Source organism: Marinobacter sp. (assembly GCF_041686475.1).
In the GTDB taxonomy this organism is placed as follows: Bacteria; Pseudomonadota; Gammaproteobacteria; order Pseudomonadales; family Oleiphilaceae; genus Marinobacter.
This window is the reverse complement of sequence record NZ_JAWLDU010000021.1, coordinates 1-24399: the sequence shown is the minus strand read 5'-3', so window position 1 is coordinate 24399 and position 24399 is coordinate 1. Positions and strand designations below refer to the sequence as shown.

At 57.8% G+C, this 24399-nt stretch carries 20 protein-coding genes; 13 read left to right on the top strand and 7 right to left on the bottom strand.

The annotated features are described in order from the left end of the window. Positions 1–160 precede the first annotated feature (160 nt). The 4 genes from ACESMB_RS07005 to ACESMB_RS06990 all read right to left on the bottom strand — a co-directional run bounded on the left by ACESMB_RS07005 (position 161) and on the right by ACESMB_RS06990 (position 5035). Positions 161–1738, bottom strand: a complete 1578-nt coding sequence (locus tag ACESMB_RS07005; RefSeq protein WP_372971194.1) for a glutamate synthase-related protein — start codon at positions 1736–1738, stop codon at positions 161–163. A 90-nt stretch (positions 1739–1828) separates the two neighbouring features. Next, positions 1829–2794 (bottom strand): putative zinc-binding metallopeptidase, encoded by a 966-nt coding sequence (locus tag ACESMB_RS07000; RefSeq protein WP_372925394.1) that lies wholly within the window; start codon positions 2792–2794, stop codon positions 1829–1831. Positions 2795–2858: 64 nt separating this feature from the next. Then, positions 2859–4151: a cation:proton antiporter gene (locus ACESMB_RS06995; protein WP_372925393.1), complete on the bottom strand. Its 1293-nt coding sequence runs from the start codon at positions 4149–4151 to the stop codon at positions 2859–2861. Positions 4152–4339: 188 nt separating this feature from the next. Beyond that, a complete protein-coding gene (locus ACESMB_RS06990) occupies positions 4340–5035 on the bottom strand; it encodes an aspartate/glutamate racemase family protein (protein WP_372971193.1) in 696 nt (231 codons plus the stop codon). 203 nt (positions 5036–5238) lie between these two features. On the opposite strand from ACESMB_RS06990, the gene ACESMB_RS06985 reads away from it, so the two are divergent. The 9 genes from ACESMB_RS06985 (at position 5239) to ACESMB_RS06945 (ending at position 17704) form a co-directional block, all read left to right on the top strand. Then, entirely contained in the window at positions 5239–6012 is a 774-nt protein-coding gene (locus ACESMB_RS06985; RefSeq protein WP_372925391.1) for a bacteriorhodopsin-like, read from the top strand. 157 nt (positions 6013–6169) lie between these two features. Then, complete coding sequence (locus ACESMB_RS06980; protein WP_372971192.1) at positions 6170–7183, top strand: polyprenyl synthetase family protein; 1014 nt, start codon at positions 6170–6172, stop codon at positions 7181–7183. After that, positions 7161–8717: a phytoene desaturase family protein gene (gene crtI, locus ACESMB_RS06975; protein WP_372925389.1), complete on the top strand. Its 1557-nt coding sequence runs from the start codon at positions 7161–7163 to the stop codon at positions 8715–8717. Before ACESMB_RS06980 ends, crtI begins: the two co-directional genes overlap by 23 nt. Continuing rightward, a complete protein-coding gene (locus tag ACESMB_RS06970; RefSeq protein ID WP_372925388.1) occupies positions 8714–9718 on the top strand; it encodes a phytoene/squalene synthase family protein in 1005 nt (334 codons plus the stop codon). The genes crtI and ACESMB_RS06970 overlap by 4 nt, the downstream gene beginning before the upstream one ends. A 3-nt stretch (positions 9719–9721) precedes the next feature. Then, positions 9722–10882 carry a lycopene cyclase family protein gene (locus ACESMB_RS06965; RefSeq protein WP_372971191.1) on the top strand — a complete coding sequence of 387 codons (1161 nt, stop codon included), beginning with the start codon at positions 9722–9724 and terminating at the stop codon, positions 10880–10882. Continuing rightward, positions 10879–11853 (top strand): Brp/Blh family beta-carotene 15,15'-dioxygenase, encoded by a 975-nt coding sequence (locus ACESMB_RS06960; protein WP_372971190.1) that lies wholly within the window; start codon positions 10879–10881, stop codon positions 11851–11853. The genes ACESMB_RS06965 and ACESMB_RS06960 overlap by 4 nt, the downstream gene beginning before the upstream one ends. A gap of 136 nt (positions 11854–11989) precedes the next feature. Continuing rightward, positions 11990–13381, top strand: a complete 1392-nt coding sequence (locus tag ACESMB_RS06955; protein ID WP_372925385.1) for an efflux transporter outer membrane subunit — start codon at positions 11990–11992, stop codon at positions 13379–13381. Continuing rightward, complete coding sequence (locus ACESMB_RS06950) at positions 13378–14595, top strand: efflux RND transporter periplasmic adaptor subunit (protein WP_372971189.1); 1218 nt, start codon at positions 13378–13380, stop codon at positions 14593–14595. The genes ACESMB_RS06955 and ACESMB_RS06950 overlap by 4 nt, the downstream gene beginning before the upstream one ends. Then, complete coding sequence (locus ACESMB_RS06945) at positions 14588–17704, top strand: efflux RND transporter permease subunit (protein WP_372971188.1); 3117 nt, start codon at positions 14588–14590, stop codon at positions 17702–17704. The genes ACESMB_RS06950 and ACESMB_RS06945 overlap by 8 nt, the downstream gene beginning before the upstream one ends. Here the strand turns inward: ACESMB_RS06945 and ACESMB_RS06940 are convergent. Further along, positions 17701–18900, bottom strand: a complete 1200-nt coding sequence (locus ACESMB_RS06940) for a cation:proton antiporter (protein WP_372925382.1) — start codon at positions 18898–18900, stop codon at positions 17701–17703. The two genes, ACESMB_RS06945 and ACESMB_RS06940, sit on opposite strands and share 4 nt — an antisense overlap. Positions 18901–19022: 122 nt before the next feature. Between ACESMB_RS06940 and ACESMB_RS06935 the strand changes: the two genes are divergently transcribed. Together ACESMB_RS06935 and ACESMB_RS06930 are read left to right on the top strand one after the other, a co-directional pair. Continuing rightward, the gene (locus ACESMB_RS06935; protein ID WP_372971187.1) at positions 19023–20747 is read left to right on the top strand and encodes a PAS domain S-box protein; all 1725 of its coding nucleotides are present in this window, start codon (positions 19023–19025) and stop codon (positions 20745–20747) included. A 216-nt stretch (positions 20748–20963) separates the two neighbouring features. After that, complete coding sequence (locus ACESMB_RS06930; protein ID WP_372925380.1) at positions 20964–21203, top strand: DUF1289 domain-containing protein; 240 nt, start codon at positions 20964–20966, stop codon at positions 21201–21203. Between the two features lie 23 nt (positions 21204–21226). Here the strand turns inward: ACESMB_RS06930 and ACESMB_RS06925 are convergent, their stop codons facing one another. Beyond that, the gene (locus tag ACESMB_RS06925; RefSeq protein WP_372971186.1) at positions 21227–22051 is read right to left on the bottom strand and encodes an HAD family hydrolase; all 825 of its coding nucleotides are present in this window, start codon (positions 22049–22051) and stop codon (positions 21227–21229) included. A 269-nt stretch (positions 22052–22320) separates the two neighbouring features. Between ACESMB_RS06925 and ACESMB_RS06920 the strand changes: the two genes are divergently transcribed. Continuing rightward, the gene (locus ACESMB_RS06920; protein ID WP_372971185.1) at positions 22321–22971 is read left to right on the top strand and encodes a TIGR02117 family protein; all 651 of its coding nucleotides are present in this window, start codon (positions 22321–22323) and stop codon (positions 22969–22971) included. Positions 22972–22986: 15 nt separating this feature from the next. On the opposite strand, the gene ACESMB_RS06915 is transcribed toward ACESMB_RS06920, so the two are convergent. Next, positions 22987–23898, bottom strand: a complete 912-nt coding sequence (locus ACESMB_RS06915) for a histone deacetylase (RefSeq protein WP_372971184.1) — start codon at positions 23896–23898, stop codon at positions 22987–22989. 222 nt (positions 23899–24120) lie between these two features. Between ACESMB_RS06915 and ACESMB_RS06910 the strand changes: the two genes are divergently transcribed. Then, a complete protein-coding gene (locus ACESMB_RS06910) occupies positions 24121–24372 on the top strand; it encodes a hypothetical protein (protein WP_372971183.1) in 252 nt (83 codons plus the stop codon). Positions 24373–24399: the final 27 nt, after the last annotated feature.

Genomic DNA, 24399 nt, shown 5'->3' with positions numbered 1-24399 from the left:
GGTGTGGCGGCAGTGATATCGGATATTGCCGTGGACTCGGTTGTAGCCCCTGCAGGTCGCCAATGTCCTTACCCCCCCCCCAATCGCAATAGCGAAGGGCTGAGCCGTCAGGTGCGGGAACAGGAAGATTAAAAAATCGTCCTGCTCCCAACGCTAATCCTCAGGAGGAAGGGTCCATCAGGCCCGCGTAGCGAACACCGCTCAGTAACGCCATTTCCCGATGCCAGGTGGCCAGATCCTCTTTGCTGAATTTGCTGAGGCTGTCGTGCCCGCATGCTCTGGCCATTACCTGCATAAGAGACACCGACGCCTCGAGAAAATTCTTCAGCTGTCTGGATGCCGTATCGACATTCAGCCTGTGCCGCAAATCTTTTCGCTGGGTCGCGACCCCGGCAGGACAGTTGTTGGTATTACAGATTCGCGCGGCCACACACCCGATGGACTGGATGGCGCTGTTGGCAACCGCAATGCCGTCTGCTCCCAGTGCCATCGCCTTGACGAAAGCAATGGGAACCCGCAAACCGCCAGTGACGATAAGCGTCACCCGGCCGCTCGCCCCCTGATTATCCAGGTAACGCCGGGCACGAGCCAGGGCGGGAATGGTGGGCACGCTGATGTGGTCCCGGAACATTTCTGGAGCAGCGCCGGTGCCTCCACCACGGCCGTCAAGGATGATGTAGTCGGCGCCGGCCTCCAGGGCAAACTGAACATCCCGTTCAATGTGGTTGGCACTGAGCTTGAAACCCACCGGAATACCGCCGGTGACCTCCCTTACCCGGCTGGCGAACTGGCGGAAGTCTTCCGCCGACTGTAAATCCTCGAAGGTGGGCGGTGAGGTGAAAGGTTCTCCTTCCTTGATGCCCCTTACCTCGGAAATCCTGCCGGTATTCTTGTTGCCGGGCAGGTGACCACCCGTTCCTGTTTTTGCACCCTGTCCGCCTTTGAAATGGAATGCCTGAACCTGCTTCAGGAGTTCCTCGTCATAACCGAATTTGGCGCTGGCCAGTTCGTAAAAATAGCGGGAATTCTCTTGCTGTTCTTCCGGCAACATTCCGCCTTCACCAGAACAAATACCGGTACCTGCCATCTCAGCGCCCCGTGCCAACGCAATTTTGGCTTCTTCAGACAGCGCACCAAAGCTCATGTCTGACACGAACAGGGGCATACTCAGGGTGAGGGGTTTTTTGGCTTTCGGGCCGATGACAAGTTCGGTAGACACCTCAGCGTCTTCCATCAGCGGTTTGCTGGCCAGCTGGGCCACCATTAGCTGCAAGTCGTCCCAGTGGGGCAGGGTATGACGGGGAACCCCCATTGCTGTTGTCGGGCCATGGGGGCCCATATCATCCAAGCCTTCGCGGGAAAGCTGGTGGATGAAAGCAACGGTTGGTTCCTCCTGTGTGGCTTTTGCCTCGGGTGCCTTCGCGGAATCTCCGTCATCCTTATCCGACTCATCACCCCCATCATCATCCTCAGGCCCTTCCTTGCCCACCTGCTCCTTGTCGAACCGGGCATGGGTGCCATCGCAGAAGGGGGCGTCTCCGGTGTACTTGCACTGGCAAAGCACGGCTTGTTCGTCTTTTTCGGCAACGAAGCTTTTGGGAGTGAAATCGGTATCGGCGTGGGAACCATCGCAGAAGGGCTGGTCATCGGAGCGTCCGCAGGTGCAGAACAGATACTCCTCGCCTTTCTTCAAGGTGACTTTTCTGGGTTTGTTGTCCGCGATAACGGGATTGCTCATAGATCCAGCTCCTTGATTAGCTAGAGGAGTTGCGGCAGGGCCCATGATGTGGATTGGCCAACCGGGCGTCGCCACGATTGGCCCGGCAGGTCAAAGTCCCTGGGCACCCCGGCGCAGCCATTCATGTACGAAAGCAAGTTTGTGGCGCGCGAAACTTGATAATACAAACGGATACAGGTCCGACAGGCCCATGGATCGGTTGACGTGATTCACGCCTACAGCGATCGAAGCGGCGATCTGAATCAGCCGTTGGGCGTCCGGCTCGGAATAGGGATCCCAGTTGGGGCCGGGCACATCCGCAGAGGTGAGGCCTCCGGCCACAAAGCTGTCTGTAAGGTCCGTCAGGTGAAGCAGGTGGGCAGCCGTTTCGGCCCAGTCTTCGTGGGGATGAGCCGAGGCATAACTGGTCAGGTAGTATTGTTCCCACTCCGCCGGAGGGCCATTTTCATAGTGGTGCTGCAGCGCCCCGGGATAGCTGATGCGTTCATCGCCAAACATTGCCCGAAAGGCTTCAAGGAAGTCCTCGCGCAGGCTCAGGCGCCACCAGAGCATGTGGGCGATCTCATGGCGCATGTGGCCAATCATGGTGCGGTAGGGTTCTTCCAGAGCTTCGCGGCGCGTTGTTCTAAGTACCGGGTCTGCCTCGGCCACACTGATGGTCACCACGCCCTGGGCATGACCCATGGGCACCGGGGTAGGGCCTTCGGCAAGCATGTGGAAAACCGGACGTGCACCCGGGTCCTCGGGGCGGAACCAGTGCCAGCGGCCCAGGTTATCCAGTGCCCAGCGTTTGGCCGCTTCGGTTTGCGCCCAGTTGGGCATGGCATTGGGAATGGAAGGGTCTGGTGCCAGCGCTGTCATAGCGCAGGAGCGGCAGAAGGCGCCCTGTTCGGGCGCAATCCAGTTACAGCCGATCACATCCCGATTGGCGCAGAAAGGTGGCATGGGCAGGAACGACCGTGCCTGAGGATCGTAGGCGACGGGTGTTCCGTCAGCAGTGGTCAGATTGTCAAACCAGAGTGAGCCGGAACCAACGGGGTTGGCGAAAACGCGCATAGGTGAAGTCTTCCAGCTGAATGAACTTCGAGTATAGAAACCATCGGCGCGCGGTGTCCAATCCCTAGCTTACCGATTTTCTTGACCGCCAGAAGCGCGCGATCGCGGGCTTTACGCTTACACCATGAACGAGAATCGACAAGGCCACCACTACCAGGGTCAGGTGAATCAGGTCCAGTGCAATAGCTCCGGGTAGTCCGTGCTGGATAGCGTACATAAGGTAGTACAGTGAGCCGATACCGCGTACCCCGAACCAGCCTGCAAGGTTACGCATACGCATGGGAGCGTTGGTTCCGAGCAGGCCGATATGGACGCTGATGGGACGCGCCACAAAGAACAGGAAAGCGGCAAATCCGACGGCGCGCCAGCTCCAGGAGTCCCAGAAAAGTGACCCGCCAATCAACAGCACCAGGACGATTTCGGCCAGTCTTTCCAGATGTTCATTGAATATCAGCGAGCTCTGGTGAACATGGGCGATGGCCCGCGGTGCGTCACCCGGTTGAGTTTCTCCGGACGTGGAGGCTTCATAGCGCTGCTTCAGGCCGGCCAGCTTCAGCTCCGTATGCCGTAACGCCACCGCTGCACTGAAAACCGCCAGAAATCCCCAGGCGCTTAGTAGCAGGCTGATACCATAGGCAGAAGCGATCAGTCCCAGGCCCAGAAAACTCTCAAGGAACTCGGAGTTGGTATAGGTGGTGCGCAGTTTCTGCACCAGCCAGCCAACGGCATAGCCGGCCAGCACACCAATGCCAATGCCCGCGCCGGTGGCCCAGACCACATCGACCGCCAGCCAGCGCAGACCGTCGTCACCGAGATCGTGCAGGCCCAGCAGGCCCAGCCCGAGCATGACAAAGGGAAAGGCGCTGCCATCGTTGATTCCGGCTTCGCAGGTCAAGGCAAATCTCAGGCGGTCAGGGTCATCGGCGTGGCGAACCTGCACCTCCGTTGCGAGCACGGGATCCGTGGGTGCCAACACCGCACCCAGAAGAACAGCGGCGCCGAAGGGCAGGGCGAGCCAGTAATACCCGAATATCGCGACCAGGCCTACGGTCAGCGTCATTGAAACAACCGCGAGTTGAAGGGGATTGCGCCAGCGTTTAAAAGTCACGGGTGCGGGCATCTTCACCCCGGCGCAATACAGCGAAATCAGCACCGCAATTTCGGTCATCAATTCCAGCAGCGCCGACTCTTCCAGCGGATTGAAGTGAAACAGGCCAAAGCCCATGGGGCCAACCACGAAACCGATGAACAAATAAACCATGGCGGATGTTGCGGGCACGGTTTTGATGTAGGAGGCGGTGAAGCCCACTACCAGCAGTAGTGAGCCAAGTAATATAAACCAGGTGGCAGTGGTCATGGATAGCTCATCGCAGAGTGATGGTGTGCCGGTAGTTTTTCACGACTATTGGCAGCCCACGGTGCACTCTTCGATGACCGATTGCCATTTCGTCCCTATTAAATCGCAGTAAAGGAACCCTCTTTGTCGGGTGCATCGGCTGCTCGGAATCATCACTGGTCTCGGTTCTCCAGCCGGAAGCCGGCTTTTCATAGCCGAACGAGCGCCTGCTCGACCGCCTGGGCAGCATGAATCTCTGTTGTATCGTAAAGCGGAACGGACGTATCGGCCTGGCGGATCAACAGGCCGATTTCCGTGCATCCCAGAATAACCGCCTGCGCGCCCTGCACTGAAAGTGAGGCGACAATATCGAGATAGGCCTCACGGGATCCAGGCTTGATCTGTCCCCGGCACAGTTCCTCGTAGATTATCTGGTGAACCACGTCCCGCTGGGCCTCGTCCGGTGTGATTACCTCAATGCCGGATGCTTCCAGGCGCTCGCGATAAAACGCCTGTTCCATGGTAAACCGCGTGCCAAGCAAGCCCACGCGGGTAACGCCATCCCGGGCCAGAACTTTCGCAGTGGCATCGGCAATGTGAAGCAGGGGAATGCGAATGCCCTGTTCAATTTCAGGTGCCACCTTGTGCATGGTGTTGGTGGCGATCACCAGAAAATCTGCACCTGCGCTTTGTAATGAGCATGCAGCATCCGTGAGAATCCGGGCCGTGGCCGGCCAGTCACCCTGATGCTGAAGGGTCTCAATCTCCGCGAAATCAACACTGTAAATTACCAGCTTTGCCGAGTGCAGCCCGCCCATCCGGGCTTTCACGCCTTCATTGACCAGCCGGTAATAGGTTTGCGTGGATTCCCAGCTCATGCCGCCCAGAAGGCCAATGGTTTTCATAGGTCTTGTCCTGTTTTCAGTTCAATCGATCGCAAACGATTTTTGCTTCTTTGGATCCGGTTCTGCGTACCCCGCGTATTACCCGCTGTTAACTCTTGAAAGACATCAAGGTGTGACCACATGCGCTGGTGATTGTCGAGGTATTAATCGGAGGCCTGACCATTACCGCGTGATCTGATTTCAAGGCTCAAAGGACGATAACAATGCTTAGTATTGAAACTCTATCGTTGGATCAGTATAGCTTTGTAGGCAATGCTTTTTCTTTCGGTCTGGCCGTCATGGCTTCGACGACTCTATTTCTCTGGCTGATGCGTTCGTCAGTCGCTCCCGGTTACCGGATGGCGATAACGATTACCGGTCTGGTAACAGCTATCGCTGCCTATCACTATCTGCAGATCATGCTGTCCTGGGACAAGGCCGTGGACGTCTCCTCCGGTGAACTTGCTGCAACCGGCGAACCTTTCAACCAGGCATACCGATATGTGGATTGGCTCTTGACAGTGCCACTTCTGCTCGTAGAGCTCATCCTGGTAATGAAACTTAGTCAGGACGAGACCTGGAACAGAGCTCTCAAACTGGGTGGTGCTGCCGCTCTGATGATTGTTCTGGGTTACCCGGGTGAGGTCGCTGACGGCGCCGGAACGCGCTTCCTGTTCTGGATCCTGTCGATGATTCCGTTCATCTACATTCTGTACCAACTGGTTGTGGGTCTTAAAGAGTCTATTGAAAAGCAGCCTGACAATGTCAAGCAGTTGATTCATTACGCAACCTATCTTGTCATTGCCTCCTGGGCGTTCTATCCGATCGTCTATCTGCTGCCGCTGCTGGGAATCACCGGTGGTTCCGCAATCGTCGCAGTTGAAGTGGGCTACACAATTGCGGACATCGTAGCGAAAGCCGTATTCGGCCTGGTGATCTTTACCATCGCGGTGCGCAAGTCTGCAGCTGAGGGCTATAAAGCGGCCACAGAGTCTTAGGGTTCAATGGGTACTTTGTAGCGGTGGATGGTGCAGAAGGAGAAGATTGCATATAACTTGTCAACGTCCTGTGCACGGCAGTTCACGGACCGGAGATGAGTATGACGCCATGGAAGGCGCACATCCGCGGCGAACTCGGTAAAAGAGGAACCCAACAATGACAACCTCTTGTGGACCAACCGTTATGCCCGCAGCCTTAATGAAAGAAGCAGGAGACGTTTCACCCGAAACCGGTGGCGACCTTAGCGAGACCGGGGAATTAGCGCTTGTCCAGACACTCATGGCAGATCACCTCAACCGCCTGATGTCGGGGCCCGCCAGATCGGCAAGCCGCTATCAGGTGCAAACGGGGGGAAGCCTTCTGAGAGCCCGTCTGGCACTGGCCAGCGGAAGGGCTTTTGGCAGTTCCAGAAATTATCGTGTCGTGGCAGCCGCAGCTTGCGAGCTTGTCCATAATGCATCTCTGGTGCACGACGATCTTATAGACAGGGATACCATTCGTAGGGGTGCGGCCAGTGTCTGGACGCAATATGGGGATGGCATTGCTCTGTGCGCAGGCGATTTGTTGCTTTGCGCGGCCTTTGGCGTTGCGGCAGACCTGGATGATCCCAGCGAGTCGCGGCTTCTGAATCAACACCTTGCAAAAATGACCGGCCGAATTATTGTTGGGCAGAGCGTCGAGATCGCTCGTCCAGAAAACCAGTCATTGCCCAGTTTGCGTGCCTACCTGGACGCTACCACAGCGAAAACGGCACCCCTGATAGAGCTACCTTTGATAACAGGCGCGGCCGCAGTCGGTGCAGACCAACTCACCCAGGATTGCATCAGGCAACTGGCGTCTGCCATTGGGCTGGCTTATCAGATCATCGACGATCTGGATGATTTGAAATCGAAGCGTCATCCGCTGCACCCCTTCCATGCCTGGCATCATCACCGACAGGGGCAAAGGGAGGCGTCCGAACCACGAATCCGGCGAGCAACACAGCATGCCATCGCGTCCCTCAACAGGGGCAGGCGGTTATTGGTAAAACTTGAAAACAGGGAAAAGATTTCTCTGGGTCTTACAATCGATCCGTTGCTTGCAAAGCTGGAGCAGAGAGCGTTGGCACATCGCCGCAACCACCAATCGGCCGGAGCGCCAGAAGGTTATGACAGCATTATCGCAGGTTAACTCAAAGCTACAGGCCGTGGTTGTGGGCGCAGGTTTCGGCGGGCTCGCCGTTGCCTTGCGGCTGTTGGCCCGTGGTTATGCTGTAGACGTTCTGGAGAAGCATGAGGATCTGGGGGGCCGGGCGCGGACTTTCGAGCTGGACGGACACAGGTTTGATGCCGGGCCGACGGTCATCACCGCGCCGTTTCTGTTTGCCGAACTGTTCGAGCGTTTCGGCGAAAAGCTGGAAGACCATGTCACGCTGTTGCCCGTGGCTCCGTTCTATCGCATGGAGTTTGTTGATGGCAGCCATTTTGATTATGGCGACACCACAGACGCCATCGTAGCGGAAATAGAGCGTTTGTCCCCTGGCGAGGGAACCTGCTATCAGGAATTCCTCACCGCCGCCGAAGCCATGTATGAACGGGGGTTCGTGGAGTTGGCGACAAGGCCCTTTACCAGGGTTTCCGACATGCTGGAAGTGCTGCCGGATCTGGTGCGTCTTCGGGCTGACCGGAGTATTTATCAGTTTGTCTCGCAGTTCTTCAGGGATGAGCGTTTGCGGAAGGCTTTTTCGGTGCCTTCATTACTGGTAGGCGGCAATCCCTTCCGCACGTCGTCGCTCTACGCCCTGATTCATGCTCTTGAGCGCAAGGGTGGCGTCTGGTACGTCCAGGGTGGAACAGGTGCACTGATTGATGCGCTGGCGAAGCTGTTTGAGCGGCATGGCGGGCGGCTGTTTACCGGGCAATCCGTAGAACGCCTGGAAATGACAGGCCTGAAAGTCAGTGCCGCACTGACCGAACAGGGTGAGCGTTTTGGTGCCGACCTGTTGGTCAGTAACGCTGACCCGTTGTACGTCTATGACAACTGGATTGCCCGGACAACGGTGCAGCGACTGGCGGACAGTCACCGAGGCCGCCTCAAGCAATCCATGGGTCTGTTTGTGCTGTATTTCACGACGCATCGGACCTACCCGGATATCGAGCACCACACCATTGTATTCGGAGACACATTCAGGGAGATCCTTACCCAGATTTTTGACCAGCACGAGGTGCCGGGAGACCTGAGCCTGTATCTTCATCGCCCCGGGGCGACAGATCCCTCCATGGCGCCTGACACCGGCGATGCCTTCTATGTGCTGGCACCGGTACCGAACCTCCAGGGTGACCAGGACTGGGAGAAATTGGCCCCCGTTCTTGAGCAACGAATCATCGAGATTCTCGCGACGCGTCTGATGCCGGACTTACGTCAACAGGTGCGGGCAACGCGCAGCATCTCCCCTGTCTACTTCCGGAACGAGCTAAACAGTCCCTATGGCAGTGGATTTTCCATCGCGCCCACACTGACCCAGTCCGCGGGGCTGCGGTTTCACAACCAGTCCCCCCGTTACCCAAATCTTTTCTTCGTGGGGGCGGGTGTTCATCCCGGTGCCGGCGTGCCCGGTGTGGTCTGTTCGGCTGGTGTGGTTGAGAGGCTGGTCGACCGGGCTTTCCCGTTGCAACCTATGACTGAGGTCCAGCCTGACGACATTGCGATGAGCGGTGCCAAATGAAACAGACGGCTCTGCATTCAGACCAGCATTCTGACCGGCAGCCTGGTTACCAAACGGACCGGAGCGGGCCAGGCACTGACGTCCTGCGCCGCCATGGTCGAAGCTTTTATTGGGCCGGGCAACTGCTGAGCGGCGAGCAGTTGTCGAAAGCTGCCAGCCTCTACAGCCTGTGTCGCGGCATTGATGACCTGGCAGATGATGCTCTGACGGAGTCAGAGAAGGCACAGGCGCAACAGACACTTTCGGCGCTGGATCAGGCACTTTCCGAACGCCGCTTGCCGGAAGGGGAACTTCGGGCTGTTTACCTGCAGGCGCAGCAGCTACTCTCAGAAGAACCACTTGCTCTGGGGGCGCTGCGGGATATGATCGCAACAGTACAACTGGACCTGCAACCGGTTCGGGTATCGAGCCAACGCGAGCTGCTGCAGTACGCTTACGGCGTCGCAGGTACCGTCGGTGTCATGATGACCTGCCTGCTCGAAGCTCGTGATCCATTGCGGGCGTTGCCCCACGCGATCGACCTGGGTATTGCCATGCAGCTTACCAACATAGCACGTGACGTTCTTGAAGACGCTCACCTTGGCAGAGTCTACCTGCCGGCTGATGGCGCTGCCGGCACGCTGACACCCGCGGCGCTGGTGCGAGGTTGTTCAGAATCAAGGCACAGGGCCTGGCAGGGAGTCAGTGAGTTGCTCACACTGGCAGAGCGTTATTACACCAGTGGGTGGCAGGGCCTGGGCTATCTGCCGTTTCGAGCCCGGCTTGCGATTGCAGTGGCGGCGCGGGTATACCGGGAGATCGGAAGGCAGATCCTGCGGCGGGGCGAACAACGCTACTGGCAGCATCGCAGTGTGGTGAATTCGGCGCTCAAGCTCAGGGTTTCTACAAAAGCGCTGGTACAGTTGATGGCTGAGGCGATGGGTCATCGACAGACTGCTCACGACCCCAGCCTGCACAGGGGGCTTGATACCTGTCTGACCCATCGGCAACATCGGTTCTGATCGATGGCAGGCGAGCAGGAATTTGATTGTGACCTGGTGATCATCGGGGCTGGTCTGACTGGCCTTAGCCTGGCCTGCTGGCTATTGGAACTGTCCGCGCAGAAACAACAGCCGCTGCCTACCGTGCATCTGCTCGAACCTAGAGAGGAATACCATAACGACCGCACCTGGTGTTTCTGGGACAGCGAGTACCACCCTTTCCGCCACCTGATCAGCCATCGCTGGTCGCACTGGCAGGTGAGCAGGGGAGAGCGTTCGGTATCGCAATCGAGTGAACAGGCACCCTATGCAATGCTGCCTGCCGGCCGTGTTTACCAGCATGCGGTGGAGCGCATTGAATCCTGCTCCCGGCTCAGCCTGCGGCAGGGGATCACCGTTGAGGAAATCAGGGACTCTGACGATGGCGTGCTGATATCCACAGCTGCCGGGCAGTGGAGAGCCAGAGCGGTTATCGACACCCGCCCGCCGGACGCGACTCGAGTCGATCAAAAGCTCGGTTTCTGGCAAGTGTTCACAGGATACGAGATCCATTGTCCCGGCCACCGGTATGATACGGGTATGGCGAGGCTGATGGATTTTCAGCGGTGCAATGAGCATATCTGTTTCGTCTACCTGCTGCCTCTCGATCAGGATAACCTGCTGGTGGAGTGGACCGAGTTTGATCCGGGCGGGGAGTGGCCTGACTGCCAGGCCCGGTTGGAGGCCTGGCTGGATGAACGGGGCTTCGCAGATTATACGGTGAAACGCTCGGAATCCGGAAAATTGCCAATGATGCCAGTCAGCCAGTCGCGTCAACAGGGGCGGATAGTCAGGGCGGGCGTTGGTGCTGGCTGGATGCGCGCCGCCACCGGCTATCACTTTGCCACTTGCCAACGGAACTGCTCAGAGCTGGCGGGCCAGATTCTTGCTGCCGCTGCCAGCGGGCACTGGCATTTTCATTCAACCGAGGCGCGCAAACATTGGCTGGACTGGATGGACAGGGTTTTTCTGCGGGCGCTGCGCCGACACCCAGAAACCGCACCCGACTGGTTTCTGGATCTTTTTTCCGCCACCACAGCTGAACAGATGGCGCGTTTCATGAATGACCAGCCTCGCTGGGGTGATGCGGTTGCCGTGGCTGCAGCACTGCCGGCAATGCCGTTTCTACGGGCGGCCTTGCCATGACTGCGAACGCGAGGCAGACGGTGGGTGGCAATCTCCACAGAAGCTCCCGAGGACGCTGGCACCAAGGCTGTGTGCTTGTTGCTGCAGCGGTTGCGGTTCTGGCCGCCCTGGTGCTGCCACCATTATCACTGGAACAACAGTTCTGGATCATACTGGTGCCGGTTGCGGTATTCGGCCTGTCCCATGGCGGCGCCGACCCGCTCATTCTGAAACGTCTGACCGGCAACCGGCCCGGGGCCATGCCCTATGCACTGACTGCCTATTCTGCGGCTGTGCTCGGGTTCGTGGGCCTGATCTGGTTTTTTCCGGTACTTGCGCTTTTCGTGTTCCTGATGCTGTCTATCTGGCACTTCGGTTTTACCGATACGGCTTACCTCAGCTCATGCCGCAACTCCCTGTTGATCTGGGTGAGTGGCAGCCTGACGGTTCTGGGCCCGATGATCGGGCATCCTGAGCAGACCAGTGAACTTTTTGCCTGGCTGGTGAACCGAGAGACGGAAACGGTACTTGCCGTGGTCACCATTGCCGGGCCGGTGCTGGCCTCGCTGTGGCTGGTGGCCTTCGGGACGCTGGTCTGGCGCCATAATGACCATCTGGCTGCCCGCGTTTTCACAGAGCTGGTGCTGGTGGCCGCAGCCATGATTCTGCTGCCACCGCTTCTCGCGTTTACCTTTTATTTCTGTATTGTTCACAGCATTCGCCACTTCCTGTCGATTGCGGAATATCGTCTCGGGGAAGCTGAATTCAGGCAGGTGGTGCGTTTTCTGCTGCGAAAATCCGCGCCGGCAACGCTGGGTGCCATTGCTATTGCGCTGGTTGCCTGGGGTGCGCTGGTGGTGTGGAGCCCGGCTTCAAGTCTGCTGGTAGAGGGAGTGAGAGTGATGTTCTGGGGGCTGGCGGCCCTGACCGTGCCTCACGGTTTTGTTGTCAAGATGTGGTGGGACCGCCCCGTCAATGCGCCAGGGGGGTGACGGGGCAGCTTGAATCCCCAACGTAAAGACAGTGTAAAATCGGATACGCGATGGCGTTCCGGTAAATTTTCCGGCCGTATGCGTGGTATCGTCGGGCCAGACGTAATTCTCGGCACCAGACTTTAACCGGTTCTCCATGACCAGATTAACGACAAAGCTTCGTTTACGGCTGCTCCCGGCAGTTGCCGTTATCTTCCTTGCTGCCTGCGCCAGCCAGCAACAGCCTCCGCAAGTCCCGATAGAACTTCCTGCTGAATTCACCCGCACTGGAGAGCCGGTTGTTCCCGATACATGGTGGACGTCTTTTGAGGATGAACAGCTCGATAACCTGGTTGCCCGGGCCCTGGAAGATAATCTGAGTCTCCAGGCCAGCTACCAGAGGTTGCGCCAGGCGCGGGCGCTGGCAGACAGGCAGGGTGCGGCGCTTTTCCCTTCTGTGGATGCGAGCGCCGGTGCGGAGCGACAGGAAACCGACACCACTGACACCGATACCTTCAGCGCCGGCCTGAGTGCCAGCTATGAGGTAGATCTCTGGGGCAGGGTACAATCCCTGAGCGAAGCAGAGTCATTGCGTGCCTCCGCAACCCTGGCCGATCACCAGGCCGCTGCCATTTCCCTGAGTGGAGAAATTGCCAACACCTGGTTTCAGCTGGTGGAACAACGGGCGCAATTCGCATTGGCGGAAACCCAGCTGGAGACCAACAGAAATGTGCTGACCGTGATTGAATCGCGGTTTGCCACCGGGCAGAACAACAGCGCAGACGTGCTTCGTCAGCGTCAACTCGTCAGTGCCTCCCGGGAACGATTGAGTAACGTCAAGGGAGAGACCCGTGTCCTCCGGCATCAACTGGCGGTATTGCTGGGTCAGTCGCCGGGCCGCAGGGACCTGCCTGAAGACAAGTCATTGCCGCAATTACCGCCTCTGCCGGAAACGGGTGTTCCTGCCGAACTGGTCCAGCGCAGGCCGGATCTCCAGCAGGCGTGGCGAGTGGTCAGGGCCGCAGATCAGGACCTGGCGGCCGCCATCAGTAACCGTTTCCCAAGATTCTCAATCGAGGCGTCGGTTAATTCCCAGGCCAACGATACCGGGGATCTGTTTGATAACTGGCTGGCAACCCTGGCTGGCAATCTACTGGTTCCCCTGGTGGATGGTGGTGAGCGCCGCGCTGAGGTTCGCCGCTCCGAGGCGGTACTTGAAGAGCTCGTTCAGGAATACGGGCAAGCGGTTCTTGTTGCCATCCGGGAAGTTGAAAACGCTCTCGCTCAGGAACAGCAGCAGAGCCGGCGCCTGCAGAGTCTCGAGGAGCAGAGTGAACTGGCCGATACAACCTATCTGCAGCTGCGCAACCAGTATCTGAACGGCACGGCCAGTTACATCGAGGTTTTGACCGCCTTGCAAGACAAACAGGACCTTCAGCGCACGATTCTGAATACCCGCCAGCAACTACTCACTACCCGTGTTGCACTTTACCGGGCACTGGCCGGAAGCATCGAAACGTCGCGAACAACGGAGAATAACGAGGCATGAGCCAACCCATCGATGAGAATGCAGTCCGTCCTGAGCGTGGCAAAGCCGGTCCCCTTAAAACTGTGTTTGTGTCACTGATTATCCTGATGGTGGGTGTTGGCCTGATCTGGATGATTTTCAAGACCGAACCCACCGCCACCCGCAAGGATGCCGCCCGAGAAACTGCCATGCTGGTTGATGTCCAGACAGTCAGCCGCGGGCGCTTCACGCCCACCGTTGAGGCGATGGGGCAGGTTGTCCCCGCCCGGGAGGTCACACTTGGCTCGCGGGTGGGAGGCGAAGTCGTTCACCAGGCTGACGCCTTTACGCCGGGCCGGCGGGTTGAAAAGGGGGCAGAACTGCTGCGCATCGACCCGGCAGATTATCAAGCCACACTTCTTCAACGGCGCAGTGAACTGGAGCAGGCAAGGGCAGATCTTGAGCTCGAGCACGGCCAGCAAACCGTTGCCCGTCAGGAATTCGAGTTGCTGGGTGAAGACATCGATGTCGTCAACGACGCGCTGATACTGCGCAAACCCCAGCTGCAGCAGGCCAAAGCCAGGGTGGCAGCTGCTGAAGCTGCCGTGAAGCAGGCAGAAACGGATCTTGCCCGCACCCGGATTCGCGCTCCGTTCCCAGCCCAGGTGCTCAGCCGTGAAGTGGCCCTGGGCTCCCAGGTCAGCGCCGGCCAGTCCCTGGGCCGGTTGGTGGGAACAGGCCAGTACTGGGTAGAGGCGACGGTGCCACTGTCAAAGCTCCAGTGGCTGACCTTTAACGCCGCCCCGGGCTCCCCCGGAGCACCGGTAACCGTTCATCACGACACCGCCTGGCCAGAGGGGCAGACCCGAGAGGGAAGGCTGGCACAACTGGTTGGCGATCTGGACGGCAATGCGCGCATGGCACGGGTTCTCATTACCATCGAAGATCCGCTTGCACTGGATCAGTCCGAGGGCCAGCCTCCCCTGATTCTCGGGGCCATCTTGCGGGTCGAGATCGACGGTGTGCTCCTGGACGACGTGATAAGGCTGGAGCGGGATCTGGTGCGCAGGAATAACACCGTGTGGGTCATGGAGGATCGCGAACTCGCCATCCGCGAGGTGGAAATTGCCTTCCGTGACGATGATCATGCCTTCATACGGAGTGGCCTCGAGGACGGTGACCAGGTCATTACCAACGATCTCTCCTCCGTTGTGAGCGGTGCTCGCCTGCGACTGGAAGGGGATACCGATGAGTGAGTCGCCTAAAGGCCAGGGCTGGGTCGGCCCCATAGAATGGATGGCCCGTAACTCCATTGCTGCCAACCTGATGATGATCCTGTTGCTGTCCGGTGGCTTCTGGATGGCGACCCAGGTGCAGAAGGAGGTGTTCCCGGAGTTCCAACTGGACATGGTGCAGATTTCTGTCAGCTATCCCGGCGCCGCGCCGGAGGAAGTCGAGAAGGGCATACTCCTGCCCGTTGAAGAGGCGGTCCAGGGCATCCACAGTATTGAGCAAATGACCTCCACCGCCCGCGAGGGCGGCGGCAATATCCAGCTAGAACTGGTTTCCGGAACCAACCGCATGCAGGCCCTGCAGGATATAGAGCAGGCTGTGGACCGTATCCGCACCTTTCCGGAACAGGCCGAGGAACCCGAAGTCCGGCTGGTGACGCCAACCCGCGACGTCATGGAACTGACGTTGTATGGCAACGTGGACATTTGGACTCTGCGCCAGCTCGGTGAACAGGTGCGTAACCGTCTGCTTTCCGAAGATGCGATCACCCAGGCCGCTATAGACGACGTGCCGGGCTACCTGACCAGTGTGGAAATCCCCCAGGAAACCCTTCGCAAATACAATCTGACCCTGTCGGAGGTAGCCAACCGCATCGAACAGTCCAGCGAGGACATTCCGGCCGGCTCCATGGCGACGGATAACGGCGACATACTGCTCAGGCTCAATGAACGGAAGCAGTGGGCGTCCGGCTTCGAGAATATTGTGATCCTCAATGCGGATTCCGGCGGTGCCGTCACCCTCGGCGACATTGCAACGGTTCGCGATGGTTTCGAAGAGGACGGCTTCCACTCCCGCTTCAATAGCCTGCCTTCGGTGGAAATCGAGATCTTCCGCACCGGGGATCAGTCGCCCCTGGACATTGCCGAGTCCGTGGAACAGGTGATGGCGGAACTGGAAGAGACCCTGCCGGACGCGGTGAAACTGCGAATCGACAGTAATCGGGCCGAACATTTCGAAGAGCGCATGGATATGCTGCTTGAGAACGGCGTCATGGCCATGGTGATTGTGCTGGTGATTCTCAGTCTGTTCCTGGAGTACCGGCTGGCGTTCTGGATCATGATGGGCATGACCATCTCCTTCGTGGGCAGTGTGCTTTTCCTGCCGGTGATGGACGTTAGCATCAACATGATCTCCATGTTTGGCTTCCTGATGGTTTTGGGGATAGTGGTGGATGACGCCATAGTGGTAGGTGAGAATATCTACGAATATCGGGAACAGGGCATGGGCTTCATGGAGGCGGCGATTGAGGGCGCCAAAGACATTGCCGGGCCGGTTACTTTCAGTATCCTGACCAACATTGTCGCCTTCCTGCCGCTTCTGTTCATTCCTGGTGTCACTGGCAAATTCTGGTGGCCGCTGGGTGTGGTGGTTATTCTTGTGCTGGCCATTTCACTCATCGAAGCTCTGTTCATCCTGCCTGCTCATTTGGCCCACAGCGGCAAAGGCAGTGTCACCATCTGGGGTCATTGGATACACAGTGTCCAGAGAGTTTTTTCCCGGGGTTTCCAGGCCGTGGTGGACCGCGGTTACCGGCCGCTGCTGGATATGGCCCTGCGCTTCCGCTATGTCACGCTTTCTGCGGCGCTTACCATAATGGTGGTGTCCGGGGCTTATGCAATCAGTGACCACATGGGCATGATCATGATGCCCGAGGCACCGGCGGACGAAATCGAGGCGGGCCTCAGGCTGCCCGTTGGCACCACCGCCCGTCGCGCTGGTGAGATGGCTATGGCCATTACCGAGGACACCCAGCGGATGTTCGAGGAGAACAACCTGTCCCGCAACGTGGAAGGTATCAAAACCAACGTAAGAGGCCAGCGTTTCATCGATGTGGAGCTTGTACTTCTCCCGGGGGACGAGCGTGACATGACTGTCAATGACATCATCGAGCTCTGGCGTAACGAGCTGCGCGACTTCAAGGGGGTCGACCAGATTACATTCGAGGCAGAACAGGGCCCAGGAAGCTGGCGCGACGACCTCAGCGTGGACCTGAGCCACACCGACATCGACATTCTTGCCCGCGCCAGCCAGCGTTTCGTTGAAGAACTGAAGCAGATCAGCCAGACCCGCGGCGTCAACGACAACTACACCACCGGCAAACCCCAGTTTGACATCAGCCTGAACGACGAGGGCAGGGCGCTGGGGCTCACCGGCGCCGCCGTCGGCCGCCAGTTGCGGGACGCCTTCTACGGCAGTATCGCCCTGCGCCAGTTACGGGGCATCAACGAAAACGAAATCCGGGTGCGGCTGCCGGAATACCAGCGCCAGGATCTTCACTACCTGGATAACTTTGTGATCCGCGCGGAAAACGGACAGGAAGTCCCGCTGATGGACGTGGCCGAGGTAACGACCAGTGAATCGCTGCGCTCCATCGACCGCCGTGATGGCCGACGTGTGATTACCGTTGGCACCGACGTGCAGCCCAAATCCGCAATCAGCCAGGTACTGGAACTGATCCAGACTGACATATTGCCGCAATTGCGCGCGGACTTCCCGGGCCTGACCTGGACCTTTCAGGGCAGCCAGGCAGATCTGCGGGAATCTACCACTGCCCTGTGGGGCGGGTTCGGGCTGGCCATGGGTGCTATCTTCGCATTGCTGGCGGTGGCTTTCGGCAGTTACCTGCAACCGCTGGTGGTCATGCTGGCGATTCCGTTTGGTGCCGTCGGTGCCATCATCGGGCACATGATTCTGAGCATGGAGCTGTCGCTCGTCAGCATCATGGGCATTGTTGCCCTGTCCGGTGTGGTGGTAAATGACTCGTTGATCATGGTGTCCTATGCCAATCGGCAGCGTGAACGTCTGGGCCCGGCCCAGGCCATATATGAGGCCGGCCTGCGACGATTCAGGCCCATAGTGCTGACCACACTCACTACCTTTGGTGGCCTGACGCCGATTATCATGGAAACCTCCCTGCAGGCCACCTACCTGATTCCCATGGCGGTGTCTCTGGGATTCGGTATCATCTTCGCCACGGCCTTGATCCTGTTCCTGGTGCCCTGCCTTTACCTGGTGCTGGAGGATGTAAAAGCGTTATTCGGAAGCAAGCAGGCGGCCACGGCTGCGGGTTAGCGCAGCACTTTCTTCACAAGAACCGGTCCCACCAGCTCGAATACAATGGTAGAGGCAACCACTACTGGCAATATCGAATCGCGGAATTCGGGAAACCGTTCCGCCGCCAGCAGCGCCATACCGATTGCCACACCTGCCTGTGGTGTCAGCGCCAGGCCAATATTCCGGGGCAGGGCCTCGTGCCTTGCCGGGCTGAACATCACCGCAAAGTAACCGCCCAGCACCCGGCCGGCCAGACGCAGTACAACGTAGGCGAGAGTCAGCAGGATGGCGTCATCCACCTTGTACAGATCAATGCTCGCGCCGGAAAGCACAAAGAAGAACACCAGGAAAGGCCACTCAATATGCTCGATCTCGCGGAATGACCGGGTATGGTGATGGGCCAGATTGGCCACCAGGCTACCGGCAATCATGGACGCCAGCAGGGCAGACACACCCAGCAACGACGAGAGCCCGGCCAGTAAGAGTATTATTGCAATGGCTTCCACCTGGGTGGGCTCCCCGGACTTGAGTCGCCCGGTCAGCCACGCTGCTGGCAGGCCAACGGCAACACCGATCAGTATCGCGCCGCCCAACTCCCACATGGCATGCAGCAGTGCCAGCTGGCCGTCGCCGCCGATCACCCAGCCGAGAACAGACATGCTCAGCCCGAAAACGACAATACCCCAGGCATCATCAATGGCAACGATGCCCAGCAGAATCCTGGGCACCAGCCCGGCACTACCTCTTTCGCGAACAGACTCGCTCACAGCGGCCGGGTCCGTTGCCACTGAAATGGCAGCCAACGATACCGCGACCACGAGTGGAAATCCCAGCGCCAGCAACCCGGCGCCAACAAGGACTCCACCTCCGATAATCACAAAAAGGGAGATAACAAGGATCAACGGGCCGGTGTTGCGAAGCCGGCGTAACTCCAGCTCACTTCCCAGCATAAATGCCACCATCACCAGCGCCAGCTGGATCAGCGGCTCACTCAGCCCGCCCAGCACATCATCGTTCTGATTGCCCATCCACACCTGTTGAATGAAGGCAATGCCGATACCTACCAGCATCAGGATGGAAATCCGCGGAATCCTTGTGCGGTGGGCGATGGCGTCAGCAAAAATGCTGGTGGACAGAATAACGCCCAGCAGGATGATGTTAATGGTTGCCTGGGACGCTTCAGCCGGCATCCAGTGCGGGAGGTTCTCAGTCATTGGCGTTTTTCACCATTTAACAAACTCTACACGATAAAAAACAATCCTTTAGATCGAAAAGCAAGTCTGGCATTCACCGTCTACCGTAAAGAACACTTCAAATACATAAACAGATTAGTACTATGCTTCAACTATTGTCCCGTTTTTTTCCCCATTCCCGATCTGCACTGGCGCTGGAGCAAGCCCCTCAGGCCGTCCTGACCATCAACCGGCAAAACCGGATAACCTTCTTCAATGCCAGTGCTGAACGACTATGGGCGATCAGTAAGGACCGGGTGCTGGGTCAGTCTGCTTCCACTCTTTTTTCAGCAACCGTGCTGAAGCGTATAACAGCCGGCAACGCTGAGCCCAACGAAGTACATCTTGAAGACAGTCAGGGGCGTGGATTCTGGGCTCATATCGCGGTAGCCGGTTTCGGGGCCGGTAAAAGGGTGGAGAGCACGGTTTTCGTGCGCGACATCAGCGAGGAACGCTACAGCCGCGAAATGATGAACCAGACTCTTGAACAGGCCATGGACGCCGTGGTCTCCATCGACCAGCACAACAATGTCACGTTCTTCAATAAAGCCGCCGAGCAGATGTGGGGCTACCACCGCGATGAAGTTCTGGGCGAGAACGTAAAGATGCTGGTGCCTGAGGCTATCCGCTCGCAGCATGACGGGTTTGTCGACCGTAATCGCCGCACTGGTGAAAATCGGATCGTCGGCAGTTACCGGGAACTGACCATTGAGCGAAAGGACCACTCCCGAATCTGGGGCCAGGCAGCCATCAGCAAGATTGAGTTCGATGGGGTGATCACCTACACAGCGTTAATAAAAGACGTCACCGAAGAGGTGGAAAAACGCGAAAAAATGGAAATGCTGTCCCTGGTTGCCGATCAGGCCAACAGTGGCATCATCATTACCGACCGTGACGGCAAGATTGAATATCTCAATGCCGGGTTTGAAAAACTGACGGGCTACAGCCTGGAAGAGGCACGGGGTAAAAAGCCGGGGCCGATGCTCCAGGGTGAAGGTACAGATCCTGAAACCGTCAGGCAGATCCGCACGCATCTCGACCGCCAGGAGCCGTTTTACACCGAGATCCTGAACTATCACAAAGACGGCACTCCTTACTGGGTGTCGCTTTCAATTGCTCCGGTTTTTGACGATAACGGCCGGGTGAACCGGTTTATTTCCGTTGAAGCCGATATCACCCGCAGCAAGCAGGAAACCGTGGACTTCACCCGCCGGTTGCAGGCGATTGAACGATCCATGGCAGTTATGGAATTCAACCCGGACGGCGGTTTCCTGGCCGCTAACAAACTGGTCCGTGACAAAGCCGGCAGTGACGACAAGGTGGCACAGAGCGCCAGGGCAATATGGTCAACGCTGAGCCGCGAAGATCTTGAAACTTTGAAGAAGACCGGGGAATTCAGCGGCAAGGCTTCGATTGAACTTGAAAATATGTCCAGGCTCGCCCTGGACTACCAGGTTGTCGCCCTGAAAGAATTCAATGGGGATGTGCGCCGGTACGTATTGTTCGGCATCGATATCACCGATCGCGACGTGGCGGTGCGCGAAACCCAGGGCGCAATGGACTCGGTGCTGTATGCCAGCAAAAAGATAAGTGGCATCGTCTCCACCATTAACGATATTGCAGACCAGACTAACCTGCTGGCCCTCAATGCCGCGATAGAAGCCGCTCGTGCCGGTGATGCCGGGCGCGGCTTCTCGGTAGTCGCCGAAGAGGTTCGTTCACTGGCTCGTAAATCCAGCGGTTCCGCAGGCGAAATTGATGCCCTGGTTGGCGAAACCAATCAGAGGGTGGCCGCTCTGGCGTCGTCGCTGGACAAAATTGAGGGTTAACGCCTGCCGCCATCGGCAGGGATATCGGTAGGAATGAATCCGGAGTAGGATTGTGACCACACAACAGAGCTACAAATGGGTGTAGTGCCATTCGATGCTCTCCCCATCGCGGCTTACCGTGAATAAGGCTGCCTGCGGCTTTTACCACTTGAATACATAATCTGGCCTCCCCAGCATTGACCTGTCAATCAATTTGGAAGGGGAAAGCCAGATTCCATGGAACCTGTCACCAAGAAGCCCTGCATCGACATCTGCAAGTTCAACAAGAAATCCATCTGTAAGGCCTGCGGCCGAACCAAACAGGAGAAAAAGGAGTGGAAACAGCTGTCTCCTGATGAAAAGCAGGCGATCTGGACGCGCATTCTCGAATCTCACGGTTCAGGTAAGGGCAAGCAACCCAAAGCCCTGCGGGAGCTATACGAGAGGGCCAAACGCAAGAAACGGAAGAAAGGCTGAGGGGGCACAACACGGCCCGCCGGCTATCGGTGTTTCCGTGCATACAGCCTGAGAATCCCCCGGACCGTCACATCCAGCTGGCTGCCGGTGGTGTAATCACCGGGCACCACATAGCTTGCTCTCTCTTCGGAAATCAGCTTCTCGATCTTTTCCTGGGTGTGCTGTTCGCCCCATTTATCACTGTCGAATACCGCAATGCTGCATCCTCCCTGAGTCTTTACCATCTTCATGGCCGGAATATCGGTGTCTCCGTCGCCAAAGTAGATGACCCGGTCGAACGGAAAGGGGCGATCTCTGGGTTCGGTATATTCGTTGATTTTTACGTTATCCCAGCTGTTCTCAATGCCTTTGTTGATACGAAACAGGTACTGGGTTTTGGTGGTGTAGTCGATGGCAACGGCCGGCCATTTGGCAAAGCCGGTCTTTTCATCGTAGTGGTAGCGGCAGCCGAATATTTTCCTGAAATGTTTTGCCACCGATGTCCCGTGAATCATTTCCTCGAGCCCACTTGATACAACGTAATGGTTCAATGCAATTCCGTGGTCACTGGCAAATCGGTTGATAGCAGCAAACCAGTCCTCCACACCTGGGAACAGTGGTATGGACTCCCCATGCATTCGCAATCTTTCGGGGGTCAGCTCAGCCTGTTTGTATACATCGCGGGCCCTCAGGGCCAACTCCCCCAGATAGGTGAGAATCTCGTCCCCATCCCGTTCAAAGTTCTTTCGGTGGACTTCTGGCCAGAAGTCTTCCTTGTCACTCAGCCCTAACGCAGGCATGAGACCGTGTTCGGCGCAGTTGCCTTTTGCAAGGGTACCGTCGAAGTCGTAAACCAGAGCGCATTGCATAGACAGTCTGCCTTGATTCTCGTGGATTTTTGGGCGGGCGACCTGTTAGTAGGGCGGGCCCTTGTTTGCAGGAAGATACCAATGCAAGTCCTGCCAGCGGCGCGCCGGTTCACCAGTGGGTGGCGCTCTCGCCGCTTGCCAGTCAGTTGCCACGACGCCCTCCGATCTGTGGGTCAATTTCCGTCTGAACAGGACAATGTACAGCGCCCATAAACACAGCTTATCTGATAACCTAGCACACTGCAGTCTGACCTATATGGGGCATCAGGATGAAAACTGCCTGGCTTTTTCTCGTGCTGTTCGCTACCTACGGGTGCTCCGCAAAACCCAATGTCGTCGAGCCGGATGCCGGGGCCGACAGTTCCCGCTCGAGCAAGCTGTACGTTGTGAGCCATGGCTGGCATGTGGGGATTGCTATCGCCGCTGAAGAACTCAACGCTGTAATCCCGGAACTTGCGGAGCGGTTTGTCGGAGCCGAGTATTACGAACTCGGCTGGGGTGATGCGGGGTTCTACCAGGCTGGGGAGACCAAAGCGGGCGTGACTCTCCAGGCGATTGTGTGGTCGCGTGGCACTGTCGTACATCTTGTGGCTCTGCCGGATTCCCCGGCTGGGTACTTTCCCGCAGATGCCGTACTCCACACCTGTATCAACACTGAAGAAGCAGAGTCTCTGGCGCAATACCTTTCCAACAGCCTTACCCGCGATGAAGACGGCAACCTGATTGAACTCAAGCGCGGGCTCTATGGTGACAGTCAGTTCTACGATGCCGAAGGCCGGTATCATTTGCTCAATACCAGTAACAAATGGGCCGCCAAGGCGTTAAGGAGCGCTGGAATGGAACTATCGCCAACCTTCAAGCTGACGGCGGATAGCGTGATGGGATTTGTCGGGGAGAATCGGCAGGACTGCGAACAATAGCCTCTACACCTGATTTCAGACACGGCCAAACACCCGGCTGGCCTCTTCCACGACAATCCCATGCCGCCGTGCCAGTTTCGTACGGTCATCATCGTAGCCGCCGCCGATCACTGTAGCCACGGGAATACGGCGCCGCTTCAGTTCACTGAGCACCTGATGGTCCCGCTGTCGTATGCCTGCCTCCGAGATGTTCAGCCTGCCAAGGGGGTCGCCTTCAAACACGTCCACGCCTGCGTCGTAGAGCACTATGTCTGGCCTTGACAGCGCCAGAGCCTGTTGCAGTGTTTCACTGACCACTGCCAGATAGTCTTCGTTGCCCATGCCGTCCGGCAGGGCAACATCCAGGTCGCTGACTTTTTTCTGGAACGGGTAATTGCGCTCGCAGTGGATAGAGCAGGTGAAAGCTCCAGGCTCATCGGCCAGTAATGCGGCGGTGCCATCTCCCTGGTGCACATCCACATCGAAAATAAGCACTCGCTCGATGCCATCCTGCCGGAGTAGCACGTTGGCAGCGATAGCAAGATCGTTCAGGATGCAGAAGCCTGCTGCATAATCAAAATGGGCGTGATGAGTCCCACCGGCAAGATGGCAGGCAATGCCATGTTCCAGGGCCAGTTGCGCTGTCAGAATCGTACCGGAAGGCGCCAGAAATGTGCGCCTGACCAGGCCCTTGCTCCAAGGGAGGTTCATCTGCCGGGTTTCCCGGGCAGAGAGCTGATTGCCGGCAAAACGGGCGAGATAGGCCGGGCAGTGGGTCCGGGTCAGCCAGGCTTGCCGACACGGCGCGGGGCGGAAGCTGTTGGCCGGAGTCAGCAGCCCAGTTGAGCGCATGTAATTGGCCAGCAACCCGAACTTCTCCATGGGGAAACGATGTTTTTCCGGGAACGGAAAACTGTAGTCAGGGTGGTGCACCACGGGTAAGGGCATGCCGGTTTCCAGTTAAGATGAGCCTGGCAGGAATGTACGGACTGTGTTGCAGACGGGATTGCAAGTCGCTCACAGTGCGCCAGTGTGGAAAACTACTCGTACTTGAACTCGTTCGCCACTCCCCCCATCCGATAAAAGGTGCCGTAGTGTCCACCAGCGTCCAGATGAGCGATATTCACCTAGCCTACCCGACAGAGTCAGGCACCGTTGCGGTGCTCAACAATGCCTCAACGGCCGGACTCGCCATTGCGGGCCACGCTGCTGCGAGCGCTGGAAACCACCATACCTGCGGATTCGCCCGCGTTGATTCTGTACGAGGTCTTCCAGGATCAGATGGACTCACTGGAGTCCGGCCTTGAGTCCCTTGACGCCTGCAGCAAAGTAGAACTACTGCCACTGGCTCTGCTGGGTGGGCTGTTGCCAACACTCAGGGCCATGCGGCTGAACCCGGCGGAATTATTGCGGGATGGGTGATTGATTCAGCCGCTCGCCTTGCCTGAA